Raw genomic sequence first — 14,731 nt, 5'->3', positions numbered from 1 at the left:
CCCGTGCACCATGTAAAAAAGTGGTCGAGGATTGGGCGTCAATTCGATTTGGGAGAGATGTCAGCCAGCCCATGGCGATCAAGGTCAAGCATGTCTGCCGTTACTGCGCGTCGACAGCCGAATTCGCCAGTTGGCGTTGGCGGATTCTGTTTCGCTGGTCCTTGAATGTGACCTGTGTCGGATTGCCTGCATGTTGCGTTGCTGCAAATGGACCCGCCTTATGGGCGTTTTCACCGATTTGCTTGATTCACCACTTCTTTAGTGTTGCTTTGTCCGTTAACACCCCCCCTCAGGCAAGTGGTTATCCAATCATCGGCTTGCCCTCAAACCTTCCATTGGAGAAGCGCACCATGAAAATCCCACGCCTTTCGAAAGTGGCGTACTCGCTGTGCGCAGCGGGATTAAGCTTGCTTGCAAGCGGCTTGAGTCATGCCGACCCGACTGTCGCGATCAGCGGATACGGTAGCCTGGCTGCGACCCGAACAACACAGAATGACTATGAGTTTCGTACGTCGATGGGGCATTCCAAAGGTACTGGAACGGGCTGGGACTTTGGACAGGATTCTCGACTCGGATTGCAAGGTGTTGCCAGGTTCACCGATGAGTTGTCGGTGACGGCACAACTATTGGGGCAGCGTCGTCGTGTTGGTGGCATCAGCGATACTCAGACGAATGACGATTTCAACGCCGGCTTTGAATGGGCATTTGCCCAGTATTCTCCAAATAGCAATGTTGATCTGAGGGCGGGGCGAGTTGTTCTTCCCGTCTTCATGATCTCCGACTCCAGAAACGTCGGATTCTCTCAGCCATGGCTGCGTGCGCCACTCGAGGTTTATGGGCAAGTGCCGCTGACGACCACGGACGGTGTGCAGGCGTTGTGGCGCATCCCTGTCGGGAGCGCCATTTTTACAGTGCAACCGACCATGGGTAGCAGTGATGTCAATATTGACTATACCGGAACGCCAATTGCTGCCAGGGCCAAGGATGTCAAGGGTATCAATTTGACCGTCGAGTATGGGGATTGGTTGGTGCGTGGTGGGCAACTGACGAGCAAGACGCCGTTTACCTTTCCCGAAGTGGATACGGGCTTTGGAATATTGCCATCCTTCGATCATGAAATGAAGGACAAATTTACCAGCGTCGGCCTTCAGTATGACAACGGTACCTTGCTGGTTATGGCAGAGTGGGCCAAGAGAACGCAGAACAACGTGTCAGATACCTATGCTGGAGATTCTGCCTATCAAGCCTTGTACGAGGGTGCTTTAGGTTCCGGGCCTGGCGGTGCCAACTATATCGGGCGACCATTGGCCTCTTCAATATCCTGGTATGCCGCTGCGGGCTGGCGCTTTGGCAAATGGCTGCCCGTTCTGGCATACGGCTATTTTGATCAGACCCGTGATGATTTCAGAACCCGCAGCATCAACGCGAGTATTCGTTATGACTTGACGGCCGGCGTTGCCCTCAAGGCCCAAGTGGGCCGTATCCAGGTGAGGGACCCACTCATGTTCGTGAGTCCGGCCTCACGGGATGTCGCCAAGAGTACAACCAGCATGGCTGTTGGTGTTGACTTTGTCTTTTAACGGAGGGTGCGATGAAAAACTTTTTTGTGCGCACATTGCTGGCCATGACCTTGATGGCCTCCGTGAACGTCGCCAAATCAGAAATTGCCGTTGTGATGGGGACAGGGGGTGCACCCATCAACAAGGAAAAGCTGGCCAATATCTACTTGGGACGGAGTTTCGAGTTGAAGCCGGTAGATTTGCCTGAAGGTGATAATTTGCGCGAACAGTTCTACAAAAAGGCGACGGAGCGAGAACAGGCGCAAATCAAAGCTGTTTGGGCTCGAATCGTGTTTACTGGCAAAGGTCAGCCGCCATTGATGTTGCCGGATGCCGTTGCCGTCAAGAAGGCCGTGGCGACTGACCCCAAGGCCATCGGATACATAGACAAGTCCGCCGTGGACAACACGGTCAAAGTGGTGATGGTTCTGGATTGACCCCAGGACTATCCCATGCCATCGGGCCGATCGTGATGCACTTCACGATCGGCCCGATCTGCATTTGCGCCAGGCAAAACGCTGGCCGAATAGCCTGCTGCGCACCCCTCTTATCCGGCTAAAGATTTGCCAGTGGTCGCGAAGAATGCCTATCAAGCAGCAGTCCTTCGCACACCATGTCCGATCAAGGTTCCCAAGACAAGCAATTACCAGCCTCGGCGCGCAAGCTTCAGAAAGCGCGCGAAGAGGGCCAGGTCGTGCGCTCCAAGGACCTGGGGCACTTCCTGGTGATCCTGGCGGCCACAGGCGTGCTCATGGGCTTGACACCGGTCTGGATGGACAAGATGCAGACCCTGTTGCACGCCGGCCTGCGTTTCGACGCCCGCATGGTGGCCAACGAAGGTGTGATGCTGGATCGGCTCAGCCAGTGGGCGACCGAAGCCCTGATGATCGTCGTGCCATTCAGCCTGAGCATCGCCCTGGCATCCGCCGCGGCCAGCGTCATGGCCGGTGGCTGGGTGATGTCGTTCAAGATCGTCTATCCCAACTTCGGCAAGCTCAATCCGATCGCCGGCTTCGGCAATCTGTTTTCCAAGCAGCAGATGATCGATGCCCTCAAGGCGTCGGCCCTGGGGCTGATTCTGGGCGCCGCGGGTGCCACCTTCCTGTACAAGGCCTGGCCCGGCCTGATGGGCCTGCTGTCGCAACCATTGCCTGCCGCCATCCATGACCTGGGCGTGACTCTGGGTGAGGTGCTGGGCTCCATGCTGCTGGTGATCGCCGCCTTTGCCATCATCGACTGGCCGCTGCAGAAGTTCCTCTTCGCCGAGAAGATGAAGATGAGCCATCAGGACATGAAGGACGAATTCAAGCAGCAAGAAGGTAATACCGAGGTCAAGGGCAAGATCAAGCAGAAGATGCGCGAGATGGCCCGCAAGCGCATGCTGGCCGCCATTCCCACGGCTGACCTGGTCGTGATGAACCCGACCCACTATGCAGTGGCGCTCAAGTACGACGAGGCCACGATGGGGGCGCCCCGTGTGGTTGCCAAGGGCCTGGATTTGCTGGCCTTGAAGATCCGTGATCTGGCGGTCGAGAACCGCGTACCCGTGCTGGAGGCCCCGCCTCTGGCTCGTGCGCTTTATGCCAACACGGAAGTGGACCAGGAAGTGCCTGTGGCGCTCTACAGCGCCGTGGCTCAGGTGCTGGCCTACGTGTTCCAGCTGCGCAATGCGCTGGCTGGCCGTTCACCCCTGCCTGGCAACCTGCCTGATCTGGATGTGCCTGCCGAGCTGGATCCCCAGCACGCAGCCAGCATGAAGGCCAAGGTCGAACAAGAAGAACCGGAGTTTGATGTATGAACGCGATGGTGATGAAGCTCCAGTCCGCCCTCGGTGGACAGCACAAGAACCTTCAGGTAATGGCCGCACCGCTGGTCGTGGTCTGTGTGCTGGCGCTGATGGTGCTGCCACTGCCGCCTTTCATGCTGGATCTGTTCTTCACCTTCAACATCGCCACCGCGCTGATGGTGATGATGGTGGCCGCCACCATGCTGCGCCCGCTGGACTTCGCCGCCTTCCCCTCGGTGCTGCTGCTGACCACCTTGCTGCGCCTGTCTCTGAACGTGGCGTCTACCCGGGTCGTGCTGCTGCAGGGCCACACCGGAACAGGTGCCGCTGGCCACGTGATCGAGTCCTTCGGCCACTTCCTGATCGGTGGCAACTTCGCGGTGGGTCTGATCGTGTTCGCGATCCTGGTGGTGATCAACTTCGTGGTGATCACCAAGGGTTCGGAACGTATCGCTGAAGTGAGCGCGCGTTTCACCTTGGACGCCATGCCCGGCAAGCAAATGGCGATCGACGCCGACCTCAACGCCGGCCTGATCGACGAGAAGGAAGCCAAGCGCCGCCGTCTGGAGGTGGGTGAAGAGGCCGAGTTCCACGGTTCCATGGACGGTGCCTCGAAGTTCGTGCGTGGTGACGCGGTCGCCGGCATCCTGATTCTGTTCATCAACATCATTGGCGGCTTCGTGATCGGCGTGGTGCAGCACGGCCTGTCGCCCGGCGATGCAGCCAGCTCTTATGTGCTGCTGGCCGTGGGTGACGCGCTGGTCGCCCAGATCCCCGGCTTGCTGATCTCGGTGGCCGCCGCCATGGTGGTGTCGCGCGTCGGCAAGGACAAGGACGTGGGCGCCCAGATCATGGGCCAGATGTTCGAGAACCCCAAGGTCATCGGCGTGGCCGGCGGCATTCTGGGGCTGCTGGGCGTGATCCCCGGTATGCCGTCCTTCGTGTTCCTGCCCATTGGCGGAGGCCTGGGCTGGTGGGCCTGGAAGATGGCGGAAAAGCAGGAAGCGATCCGCAATGCGCCCAAGCCGGTCGACAAGCCCGCTTCGGAAGTGGCCAACCCCAACGGCGAAGCCACCTGGGAAGACCTGCAGCCTGTGGACACCCTGGGCCTGGAGGTGGGCTACCGTCTGATCCAGCTGGTGGACAAGGAGCGCGGCGGCGACCTGCTGACCCGGATCAAGGGCGTTCGCCGCAAGTTCGCGCAAGAAGTCGGCTTTTTGCCGCCATCTGTGCACATCAAGGACAACCTGGAGCTCAAGCCCAGCTTCTACCGCATCACCTTGCGCGGTGCCGTGGTGGGTGAGGGCGAGGTCTTCCCCAACATGCTGATGGCCATCAACCCCGGTCATGTGGTCAACCCGATACCGGGTACCGCGGCCGTGGACCCCGCCTTCGGCCTGCCCGCCGTATGGGTGGAAGAGCGCCAGCGGGATGCCGCGCAAATGGCCGGCTACACGGTCGTTGATCCCTCGACCGTGGTGGCCACCCATCTTTCACACTTGATGCAACTCCATGCAGCCAAGTTGCTGGGACGCGTAGAGACCCAACAACTGGTAGAGCATGTGACGAAACTGGCCCCCAAACTCATCGAAGACGTGGTTCCCAAGATGGTCGGCATCTCCACCCTGCAAAAAGTGCTGCAGCTGCTGCTCGAAGAAGGCGTGCATATCCGCGATATGCGTTCCATCATCGAAACGGTGGCCGAGCACGCTGCTTCCAGCCCCAATGTGGTGAACGACCCGGCCGAGCTGGCACGTCGCATCCGCATCGGCCTGGCCCCGGCCATCGTGCAGCAGATCTACGGCCCGGTGCGCGAACTCGACGTCATCGCCATCGACCCGGATCTGGAGCGTCTTCTGACTCAAGCCCTGACTTCACCCAGCGGCCCCATGCTCGATCCCGGTGTGGCCGATCACCTGACCCGCCAGGCCTCCGAGGCCACGCAACGTCAGGAAAACATGGGCCACCCGGCCTGCCTGCTGGTGCCGGATGTCATCCGCCCATCGGTGGCTCGACTGCTCAAGCGCGCCGCACCTCGTCTCAAGGTGTTGGGACACAGCGAGATTCCTGAGACTCATTCGATTCGCATCGGTACCCTGATCGGAGGCCACGCATGAACGTCAAACGCTTTACTGGACGGAACAGCCGTGAGGCCATGCAAAAGGTCAAGGCTGCATTCGGCAACGACGCCGTGGTGCTGTCGACCAAGCCTGCTGCCGAAGGTGGCATCGAGATCCTGGCCATGGCCGCTGACAGCGTGCCTGCCATGGACCACTATGCCGTGGAAAGGGATGCGCCCGAGCTCATGCCTCAACGTGCAGAGTCTCGTGCCGAGTCTCGTGCCGAACCTCGCCTGGATGCTCGCGACGAATCCGTGAGCCTGCCTCCCAGGAAGGGTGCGGCCAAGCAAGCCAAGGAAACCATGGCCAACCTGGCGAGCACCGTACAGGATGACGTCAAGCAACTGGCGATGAGCACGCTGTCCTTCCAGGACTATGTGCGTGAACGCATGCTCAAGCGCCGCCAGGCCGCCATGCAGGCTCGCACCGAGCCCGCCATGGCCTTGCCACCCGAAGAACAACTCAACCAGCGCTTTGCCCAGCCCAAGCCAGCCAAGCCCGCTGTGTCGACCTCGGTTGACCTGACCGGCGAGGCCATGCGTGGACGCCCCGCACCCCAGGTTGATGAAGACATGGACCAGTGGGAGCCGCCTGCACCTCGCCAGGCACCGGTTGCCCCGCGTCAGGCTGCGCCTCAGGCCCGCCCTCAGCAAGCCGCATCGTCACAGCCCAAGCCCGCGCAAGTCGTACCACTGCGCAGCGAGCACGCCGACCTGACCATGGACAAGGTCACGCCTGCTCGTGATGCCATCCGTGTGGCGCAACCCGATGCCGCCACCCTGGCTGCACTGAAGGCTGCGCAAGATGCGAATGCCTCGATGCTGGGTGAACTGCGTGCCATGCGCGCCATGATGAAGGAACGCTTCGAGACGATGGCCTTCATCGAAAAGCTCGGCCGCACACCTTCGCAAGCGCAACTGGCACAACGACTGCTGGATGCCGGCTTCTCGGCCGTGCTGATCCGCAAGATGCTGGACGCCATGCCCGCCGAAGTCTGCAACGGCGCCCATGACGAAGTGCAATGGGCCACGCAGGTGCTGCAGCGCAACCTGAACACAGCCGACCATGAACTGCCCATTGAAGATCAAGGCGGCGTGTTCGCCCTGATCGGCTCGACGGGTGTGGGCAAGACGACATCCACCGCCAAGCTGGCCGCCACCTTCGCCGCCAAGCATGGTGCAAGCAACCTGGGCCTGATCACGCTGGACGCCTATCGCGTCGGTGCACACGAGCAACTGCGAGCCTATGGCCGCATCCTGGGTGTGCCCGTGCACATGGCCCATGACCGTGCCGCACTGGAAGACCTGCTGGAGCTGCTGTCGGGCAAGAAGCTGATCCTGATCGACACGGCTGGTATGGCCCAACGCGATGGTCGCACCAAGGAGCTGCTGGACATGCTGGCCCATCCCAGCATCCGAAAACTGCTGGTCATCAACACCGCAGCGCAAGGCGATTCGATTGAGGATGTGATGCATTCGTATCACGCCGAAGCCTGTGCGGGTGTGGTGCTGTCCAAGCTGGACGAGGCCGTGAAGCTCGGTCCGGCACTGGATGCGTTAATTCGTCACAAGTTGAAAGTTCTGGGTGTGGCCAATGGCCAACGCGTGCCTGAAGATTGGCATCGTCTGTCGGCACAAGCGCTGGTGCACCGCGCCCTGCGAGCCAGCCTCAACCCTGCTTACCGGCTCGATCCCAACGAGGTCAGCCTGGTGTTCTCCGCGCAGGTGACGGCAGATGCCATGGCTTCTCCGCGTCACGTCTGATCACAGCTTGTCACCCACTCGAACCAATAAAAAAGACAGCCACACATGATCCGCAACGACAGCCATCAGGTCAGCACAAGCGGTACCCGTGCCCACCACCCGGTGGATCAGGCCCAGGGTTTGAGGCAGATGTTTGCCTCCAGGGTCTTGCGTTTCGTGCCTGTGGTGGCCAACGCCGCGACAGCATGCGGCGGGCTGGTGCTGGAGCGCCTGTGCGCGGCCTACACCAGCTTCAACCTCAAGGTGCTGGTGGTGGACGCCAGCGAGCAGGCCCGCCCGCCTGGTGAGCTCGCCGAATTCGATCTGGCTGAAGGCGTCGAGGAGTTGTCGGACCAGGTCAGCTACATGCCCGCACGTGGTTTGCCGCTGCGCTATGTGGATGCCCGCGGTTCGTGCAGCAGCCTGCTCGACACCATCGCCAATGCAGCACCGCAATACGATGTGGTGATCGTGCACGCCTCTGCCAGCGAGATCGTTCGCCTGTTCTCGCAACGTGCCCGAGGGACCAATCTGCGCCCCTTGCTGTTTACCAACGATCTGGCCGAGGGCCTCAAGGAGGCGTACTCGGCAGTCAAGATCATCAGCCAGCGCGGTGCCTGGATGGCCTACGACCTGCTCGTGTGCGCCACCTCGCGAAGCCAGCAGGCCCAGCCTGTGGCCGAGCGCCTCGCCCGTTGCGCCGATGACTTTCTGGGGGTGGCCCAGCGCGATTGGCAATTGCTGGATCCGCGCGAGCCTGCTGCCGCTGATCCGCATCCCCGTTTTCTGGAACTGGCAGCAGGTCTGCTGCGCACCGCCTTGCCGCTTGCTTTGAGCGACACGGCCTTTGACCACCTGATGTCGCCGGGGGCAGCCTTGCCTTCTTGCGCCGCCCCCGTACTGAATTGATGTTCATGGAGCAGAGCATGTACACCGCCAAAGGACGACTTGAGATCGACGCGATGTTGCGCCAATACAGTCCTCTCGTGCGACGCCTGGCGCACCAGATGATTGCCAAACTGCCAGCCAACGTCGAGATCGATGACCTGATCCAGGTCGGCATGATTGGCCTGACTGATGCCTTGACGCGCTTCGATGCGGGGCAGGGCGTGCAGTTCGAGACCTTTGCGACCCAGCGGATCCGCGGCGCCATGCTCGACGAATTGCGTGGTGCAGACTGGCTCAGCCGTGGCACGCGCAAACAGCAGCGTGACATCGAGGGTGCGGTACACAGGCTGGAGCAGCGTCTGGGCCGTGCACCACAGGAAAGCGAGATCGCCAAGGAAATGGGCATGACCTTGGGCGATTACCAGGAGATGCTGGGCAAGGTGCGTGGCACCCAGCTGATCTACCTGGAAGACATGAGCGGTGAAGATGGCGACAACGACTATCTGGATCGCCATGTGACCGATGAGGGCAACGACCCCTTGAGCTTGCTGCAGGACCATCGCATGCGGCATGCTCTGGTCGAGGCCATCAAGAACCTGCCCGAGCGCGAGCAGTACGTGATGAGCATGTACTACGAGCAGGACATGAACCTCAAGGAAATTGCCGCTGTGCTGGGCGTGACCGAATCCCGGGTGTGTCAGTTGCACAGCCAGTCCATCGCCCGCCTGCGCGTCAAGCTGCGGGAGTGGTGAGCGTTCAACCATTGAATGCGAGGGCAGACCATGTTCAACTTGTTCAATCGCAAGCCTGTCGAGGCGGAGTTGATCAAGCCCGAGCCGGCTCCCGCCATGAATCTGGAGTTGATTCAGCTGGCCGAGACGCTGGAGCGTGATACCAGCGGGCTGGGGTGTGAGGCGGCGCAATTGCGGGGCAGCCTGGAAGACACCACGGCGGTGGCCAACCACCAGACCGAAACCCTGGCCAGCCTGGTGGCCAAGCTGCAGGACATCGTTCGCTCTCAGGATCAGATTCACGCCGAGACCGTGGGCGGCATGGCCTCCATGCAGCAGGCGCGTGAATCGGTGGCCCATGTGGGCCGAGAGGTCAGTGGCGTGGTCGAGACGCTGCATCAGGTGTCCGATGCCGCCCAGCAGATCACGCAGGTGGCCCTGCAGACACGATTGGTGGCCTTCAATGCCTCGGTCGAAGCCAAACGCGCCGGAGAGGCTGGCGCCGGGTTCTCCGTGGTCGCGGATGCAGTGAAGGACCTGTCGACGCAGGTCGAGTCCATCTCCAAGGCCATCATGAGCACGATCGGGCAACTCGATCAGCGTATTCAATCCTTGGCCAGTGACCTGACGGACCAGTCAGATGGCACGGCCAGCCAAACCGGTGGCCGCAGGCCTTTCCATGCCGCGCTGCATGGCGTGGAGGAGGGCGTCCAGCGCATCAGTGCCGCTGCCGATGCCAGCCGCCAGTTGACCCAGAGCGTGAACCAGGAAGTCAGCCTCATGGAAGGCGAAGTGGGCAAGGCGCGCCAGGAACTGGCTGCTGCGTTCAAGCGCAGCGATGCGGTGTTGACGGTGTCCGAGCGCTTGATGGAAATGATTGCCGGGTCCGGCGTCCAGACAGCCGACACGCCTTACATCGAACTGGTGCAGATGACGGCTGGCAGGATCGCGGCGACGCTGGAGGCGGCGGTGGCATCTCGTCGCATCTCCCTGGACCACCTCTTCGACGAGAACTACCAGGCGATGCCCGGCACGCAGCCCCAGCAGCATGCGACGCGCTTCAACGCCTTGACCGACGAGTTGTTCCCGCCCATTCAGGAAGAAGCCATCAAGGCGCTGCCGGACGTGGTCTTCTGCATCGCGGCGGATCGCAACGGCTATATTTCCACGCACAACCATATCTACTGTCAGCAGCAGCGGCCAGGCGATGTGGTGTGGAACACTGCCAACTCCCGCTGGCGTCGCATCTTCAATGACCGCACGGGCCTGGCTTCGGCGCGCAACAAGCGCCCGTTCCTGCTGCAGACCTACCGCCGTGACATGGGTGGTGGCAAGTTCGTGCTGCTCAAGGAAGTGGCGGCACCGATCACGGTCGCGGGCAAGCACTGGGGTGGCTTGCGCCTCGCGTACCGCTTCTGATCGGCTGTCGTGGCTGGCACCTCAAGTCCTGATTTCGTTATCCGATAACGATTCTGGTGACGTGAGGTCCATAGGACCATCTGGCCTCCTCACGTCTCGGTTTACCCGTGCGAGATCTCGATATGCGTGCCTCGAATTCCCCATCCTATATTTTTGATTACAACGATCGTATCGTTCTGGCGGCCATCGCCGCAGAATTTCTGGGCGTGTTGATTTACGGCGGGCAGTACGGCAATCTGGCCTTGGGCGCGCTGCTTGGCGCTGCATTGATGGGGGCGTCGCTGGTTGTGGCTGCCGTTTCCAAAGGGGCCTTGCTCAGTCGAGTGGGCTTGCCATTCCTGGGCATGGCCATGGAAGCCTTGATGATCCACGTGGCGCGAGGTCACATCGAGGCGCATTTCGGCGTATTTGCATTCCTCGCCTGTCTCGTGGTTTATCGCAGTGCGCTGCCGATTCTGGTTGGCGCGGGCACCATTGCGGTTCACCATCTCAGCTTCAATCAGCTGCAGGCTTGGGGTTGGGGGCCGATGTGCTTCCCCGAGCCTGGCTTCATGCGCGTGATCGAGCATGCGGTGTTCGTGGTGGTCGAGTCCGCCGTGTTGTTGTTCCTGGCTGCACGTGCCCGCGCGGAGTTCAGCGCAGCCGGCGAACTCATGAGCATCGCAGAGCGGCTGCAGGCAGACGATGGTTCGGTTGACTTGTCCGTAGCCAAAATGGATGCATCCGGCAGTGCGGGGCGCAAGCTGGTCGAGGCCTTGAAGCACGTCAGCGCATCGATTCAGCAAGTCAGAACGGTGGTGAGCGGCATCCATCAAGCCTGCGGCGAGATCACCGACGGCAATCAGGCGTTGCGCGCCAGAACCGAGGATGCGGCGGCCCATATCGCGGAGACGACATCGTCTGTCGATCAGATTGCCGCCATCATCCGTGCCAGCGTGACGCACGCCCATGAAGCCAACAACCTGGTTGGCTCGGCATCCAGCGTGGCGCAGCAAGGTGGCGAGGCCGTGCACCGGGTTGTCGAGACCATGAGCGGCATCCAGCAGTCAAGCCGCAAGATCACCGACATCATCGGCGTGATTGACGGCATCGCCTTCCAGACCAATATCCTGGCACTCAATGCGGCCGTGGAGGCCGCGCGTGCGGGTGAGCAGGGGCGTGGCTTTGCGGTCGTGGCAGCAGAAGTGCGTTCACTGGCTCAGCGCAGTGCCGAGGCCGCCAAGGAGATCAAGCAACTGATCACCAGCAGCGTCGAGCAGGTGGATTCCGGCAGTGGCCTGGTCGACAACACCGGCCGCATCATCAGCGACGTGGTGGATCAGGTGCGCCGTGTCAGTCAACTGGTCGAGCAGATCACCGTGTCCAGCTCGGAGCAGGGTGAGGGCATCGGGCAGATCAACCAGGTCATCAGCCGGCTTGATGAATCGACGCAGCAAAACGCCAGTCTGGTTGATCGAACGGCAGATGCAGCCGCGCGGCTGCGCCGTCAGGCCGACGAGCTCATGATGGCGATGTCGGTGTTCAAGACGGCCTGATCAAGTCAGCCAATGCGCCCCAGCAGGAGGTACTCCATGAGCACCTTCTGTACGTGCAGCCTATTTTCAGCCTCATCCCATACGACAGACTGGGGCCCATCAATCACGTCTGCTTCGACCTCTTCACCACGGTGCGCCGGCAGGCAGTGCATGAACAGGGCATCGGGTGCCGCCACGGCCATCATGTCGGCGTCCACGCACCAGTCGGCAAAGGCCTTCTTGCGTTCTTCGTTCTCGGCTTCGAAGCCCATGCTGGTCCACACATCGGTGGTGACCAGGTGCGCACCACGGCAGGCGTCCATCGGGTCCTTGAAGACCTTGTAGCAGCTGGTGTCGTTGATGCCGGCCACCGCCGGGTCGATCTCGTAGCCACTGGGCGTGCTCACATGCACCGTGAAGCCCAGGATCTCGGCGGCCTGCAGCCAGGTGTTGGCCATGTTGTTGCCGTCACCCACCCAGGCCACGACCTTGCCCTTGATCGAGCCGCGGTGCTCGATGTAGGTGAAAATGTCAGCCAGGATCTGGCAGGGGTGGTACTCGTTGGTCAGGCCGTTGATGACCGGTACACGCGAGTTGGCGGCGAACTTCACCAGCTTGGACTGCTCGTAGGTGCGGATCATCACGATGTCGACCATGCGCGAGATCACCTTGGCGCTGTCTTCAATCGGTTCGCTGCGGCCCAGCTGGCTGCCATCCGTGGTCAGGTGCACCACCGAGCCACCCATCTGGTACATGCCGGCTTCGAAGCTCACGCGGGTGCGCGTGGAGGCCTTCTCGAAGATCATGGCCAGGGTGCGATCGACCAGCGGGGTGTACTTCTCGTAGTTCTTGAAGCGCTTCTTGATGATGGCCGCCCGCTCGAACAGGTAGGCGTACTCCTGTTCGCGCAGGTCCTTGAACTGGAGATAGTGTTTGATCAGGCTCATACCGGGCTTCATGCGAATTCGACAGGTCAGGTTAAGCAGCGCTTGTTTCAGACAGGAAGGTCTTGACCAGGGGCACCAGGGTGGCCACGATCTCGTCAGCTTCTTCCGCGGTGATGATCAGGGCCGGCAGCAGGCGGATGACCTTGTCGGCGGTGATGCTCAGCAGCAGGCCGGCATCGACCGCGCGTTGCAGCAGCACGCCGCAGGGGCGGTCCAGCTCGATGCCGATCATCAGGCCCTGGCCACGGATCTCGCTCACACCTTTGAGCTCGCCCAGTTCGCGCACCAGGGCGTCATGCAGGTGCTTGCCGATGCGGTCGGCGTTGGCCAGCAATTGCTCTTCTTCGATGATCTTGATGGTTTCCACTCCAGCGCGCATGGCCAGCGGGTTGCCGCCAAAGGTGGTGCCGTGGTTGCCGGGCTGCAGCACGTTGGCGGCCTTGGGGCCACAGACCACGGCGCCGATCGGCACGCCGGAGCCCAGACCCTTGGCCAGGGGCATCACGTCGGGCTGGATACCGGCCCATTGGTGAGCAAACCACTTGCCGGTGCGGCCCATGCCGCATTGCACCTCGTCGAGCATCAGCAGCCAGCCTTGCTTGTCGCACAGGGCGCGCACGGCCTGCAGGTACTCGGCGCGGGCGGGATTGATGCCGCCTTCGCCCTGGATCACTTCCAGGAACACGGCTGTGACGTTGGGTCGGGTGCGTGCGACTTCTTCCAGGGCGGCGATGTCATTGAGCGGCACGCGCACGAAACCTTCGACCAGCGGCTCGAAGCCGGCGTGCACCTTGGGGTTGCCCGTGGCCGACAGCGTGGCGATGGAGCGGCCATGGAAGGCTTTTTCGTACACCACCACTTCGGCGCGGTCGATGCCTTTGTCGTGGCCGAACTTGCGCGCAATCTTCAGTGCGGCCTCATTGGCTTCCAGTCCTGAGTTGCAGAAGAAGACATTGGTCATACCCGAACGCTCGACCAGCAGACGGGCGAGTTCCTCCTGCAGCGGCACCTGGTAGTAGTTGCAGCAGTGGATCATCTTCTCGACCTGATCCTGCAGGGCGGGGACCAGCTTGGGGTGCTTGTGGCCCAGGGTGTTGACCGCGATACCCGAGAGTGCGTCCAGATAGCGTCGGCCATCGGTGTCCCAGACGCGAACGCCTTCTCCGTGCGACAGCGCAATGGGCAGGCGGCCGTAGGTGGGCATCACATGGGGCATCGACACGGGAGCGTTCATGGTGAGAGGGATCTCAGGTTCGTTTGCAAAAGAAAAATGGCGCAGCAGGCACTGCGCCAGAGCCTATTCTATGTAAAAGGCGGCTACTCAGGAATGCGGGCATCGTTCACGCACCAGCGATTTCCGTGCAGATCCCGGGTGCGCAGCGGGGTGCAATCGCTTCAGGTGCATGTCAGTCTCGCCGACATCTCTCTTGTGGTGCGTGCAATGGGCTGCGCACGGGCGGGTGTCAAGTCGGTGACCCACTTGGGGGCGCGGATTCTTGGCATCAATGTTGCGGGAGAGCTGTTCGACCGCGACAATGGAGGACTGTCACGCATGGAAACGCTCATTGAGGCCGTGTCCATCACCAAGGTGCCGGGCCAGGATTACCCGTCCGAGTCTGCCCTTGTTCCCCGCAGCCGCCAGACACAATCTGTCGCTGCGCCTGTCAATTCACCCATTGCACAGCCCGTCGGAAGCGCCACCGTGTCGACGACTCCTCCTCCTACCTCCCCCATCCCCACCAAACCACGCGAAGTCTTCATTCAAGGCGTCACCAGCAACGGCAAGACCTTTCGCCCCAGCGATTGGGCCGAGCGACTGGCTGGCGCCATGTCCAGTTTCCGCCCCGGCGGAGCTGCCATGGGCATGGCAGCGCACATCGGCTATTCGCCGTACTGCGTGCCCACCAGCATGGGTGATGTGAAGTGCGTGGTGGTCAATGAAGCCTTGCGAGACCTGGAGCCCATGGCCTGGGATTTCGTCATGAACTTTGCGCGAGACAACGATCTGCAGGTGGTTGACGCCTG

The 14,731-nt window shown here is 61.4% G+C and carries 12 protein-coding genes; 10 read left to right on the top strand and 2 right to left on the bottom strand.

Annotated features, from left to right (window positions below; genetic code table 11):
- Positions 1-71 precede the first annotated feature (71 nt).
- The 9 genes from VFW93_RS00240 (at position 72) to VFW93_RS00200 (ending at position 11,780) form a co-directional block, all read left to right on the top strand.
- A complete protein-coding gene (locus VFW93_RS00240; protein WP_329691983.1) occupies positions 72-1,580 on the top strand; it encodes a porin in 1,509 nt (502 codons plus the stop codon).
- A gap of 11 nt (positions 1,581-1,591) precedes the next feature.
- Positions 1,592-1,996 carry a hypothetical protein gene (locus VFW93_RS00235; RefSeq protein ID WP_329691982.1) on the top strand — a complete coding sequence of 135 codons (405 nt, stop codon included), beginning with the start codon at positions 1,592-1,594 and terminating at the stop codon, positions 1,994-1,996.
- Positions 1,997-2,172: 176 nt separating this feature from the next.
- Positions 2,173-3,357 carry a flagellar biosynthesis protein FlhB gene (gene flhB, locus VFW93_RS00230; protein ID WP_329691981.1) on the top strand — a complete coding sequence of 395 codons (1,185 nt, stop codon included), beginning with the start codon at positions 2,173-2,175 and terminating at the stop codon, positions 3,355-3,357.
- Complete coding sequence (flhA, locus tag VFW93_RS00225; protein WP_329691980.1) at positions 3,354-5,462, top strand: flagellar biosynthesis protein FlhA; 2,109 nt, start codon at positions 3,354-3,356, stop codon at positions 5,460-5,462. Before flhB ends, flhA begins: the two co-directional genes overlap by 4 nt.
- Positions 5,459-7,228: a flagellar biosynthesis protein FlhF gene (flhF, locus tag VFW93_RS00220; protein WP_329691979.1), complete on the top strand. Its 1,770-nt coding sequence runs from the start codon at positions 5,459-5,461 to the stop codon at positions 7,226-7,228. The genes flhA and flhF overlap by 4 nt, the downstream gene beginning before the upstream one ends.
- Before the next feature lie 45 nt (positions 7,229-7,273).
- On the top strand, positions 7,274-8,116 hold the full coding sequence (locus VFW93_RS00215) for a flagellar biosynthesis protein (protein WP_329691978.1): 843 nt from the start codon (positions 7,274-7,276) through the stop codon (positions 8,114-8,116).
- A 17-nt stretch (positions 8,117-8,133) separates the two neighbouring features.
- The gene (locus VFW93_RS00210) at positions 8,134-8,847 is read left to right on the top strand and encodes an RNA polymerase sigma factor FliA (protein WP_329691977.1); all 714 of its coding nucleotides are present in this window, start codon (positions 8,134-8,136) and stop codon (positions 8,845-8,847) included.
- A gap of 30 nt (positions 8,848-8,877) precedes the next feature.
- Positions 8,878-10,245 carry a methyl-accepting chemotaxis protein gene (locus VFW93_RS00205; protein ID WP_329691976.1) on the top strand — a complete coding sequence of 456 codons (1,368 nt, stop codon included), beginning with the start codon at positions 8,878-8,880 and terminating at the stop codon, positions 10,243-10,245.
- A 122-nt stretch (positions 10,246-10,367) separates the two neighbouring features.
- On the top strand, positions 10,368-11,780 hold the full coding sequence (locus tag VFW93_RS00200; protein ID WP_329691975.1) for a methyl-accepting chemotaxis protein: 1,413 nt from the start codon (positions 10,368-10,370) through the stop codon (positions 11,778-11,780).
- A 5-nt stretch (positions 11,781-11,785) separates the two neighbouring features.
- Here the strand turns inward: VFW93_RS00200 and argF are convergent, their stop codons facing one another.
- Complete coding sequence (gene argF, locus VFW93_RS00195) at positions 11,786-12,718, bottom strand: ornithine carbamoyltransferase (protein WP_329691974.1); 933 nt, start codon at positions 12,716-12,718, stop codon at positions 11,786-11,788.
- A gap of 19 nt (positions 12,719-12,737) precedes the next feature.
- Positions 12,738-13,940, bottom strand: coding sequence for an aspartate aminotransferase family protein (locus VFW93_RS00190; protein ID WP_329691973.1), 1,203 nt, complete (start codon positions 13,938-13,940; stop codon positions 12,738-12,740).
- Between the two features lie 498 nt (positions 13,941-14,438).
- On the opposite strand from VFW93_RS00190, the gene VFW93_RS00185 reads away from it, so the two are divergent.
- Positions 14,439-14,731, top strand: a 293-nt coding sequence (locus tag VFW93_RS00185; RefSeq protein ID WP_329692001.1) for a DUF3579 domain-containing protein, incomplete at its 3' end; no start/stop codon positions are given.

It is taken from the genome of Aquabacterium sp. (assembly GCF_036279675.1).
Taxonomy (GTDB): domain Bacteria; phylum Pseudomonadota; class Gammaproteobacteria; order Burkholderiales; family Burkholderiaceae_C; genus Aquabacterium.
The sequence above is the reverse complement of the archived record's forward strand: the minus strand, read 5'-3'. Positions and strand labels throughout refer to the sequence as shown.

What these genes read in the sequence shown, in the direction of transcription:
- VFW93_RS00205 (WP_329691976.1), top strand. Translation starts at nt 8,878, where the DNA reads ATGTTCAACTTGTTCAATCGCAAGCCTGTCGAGGCGGAGTTGATCAAG.
- flhF (WP_329691979.1), top strand. Translation starts at nt 5,459, where the DNA reads ATGAACGTCAAACGCTTTACTGGACGGAACAGCCGTGAGGCCATGCAA.
- flhB (WP_329691981.1), top strand. Translation starts at nt 2,173, where the DNA reads ATGTCCGATCAAGGTTCCCAAGACAAGCAATTACCAGCCTCGGCGCGC.
- argF (WP_329691974.1), bottom strand. Translation starts at nt 12,718, where the DNA reads ATGAAGCCCGGTATGAGCCTGATCAAACACTATCTCCAGTTCAAGGAC.
- VFW93_RS00200 (WP_329691975.1), top strand. Translation starts at nt 10,368, where the DNA reads ATGCGTGCCTCGAATTCCCCATCCTATATTTTTGATTACAACGATCGT.
- VFW93_RS00235 (WP_329691982.1), top strand. Translation starts at nt 1,592, where the DNA reads ATGAAAAACTTTTTTGTGCGCACATTGCTGGCCATGACCTTGATGGCC.
- VFW93_RS00240 (WP_329691983.1), top strand. Translation starts at nt 72, where the DNA reads ATGGCGATCAAGGTCAAGCATGTCTGCCGTTACTGCGCGTCGACAGCC.
- VFW93_RS00215 (WP_329691978.1), top strand. Translation starts at nt 7,274, where the DNA reads ATGATCCGCAACGACAGCCATCAGGTCAGCACAAGCGGTACCCGTGCC.
- flhA (WP_329691980.1), top strand. Translation starts at nt 3,354, where the DNA reads ATGAACGCGATGGTGATGAAGCTCCAGTCCGCCCTCGGTGGACAGCAC.
- VFW93_RS00210 (WP_329691977.1), top strand. Translation starts at nt 8,134, where the DNA reads ATGTACACCGCCAAAGGACGACTTGAGATCGACGCGATGTTGCGCCAA.
- VFW93_RS00190 (WP_329691973.1), bottom strand. Translation starts at nt 13,940, where the DNA reads ATGAACGCTCCCGTGTCGATGCCCCATGTGATGCCCACCTACGGCCGC.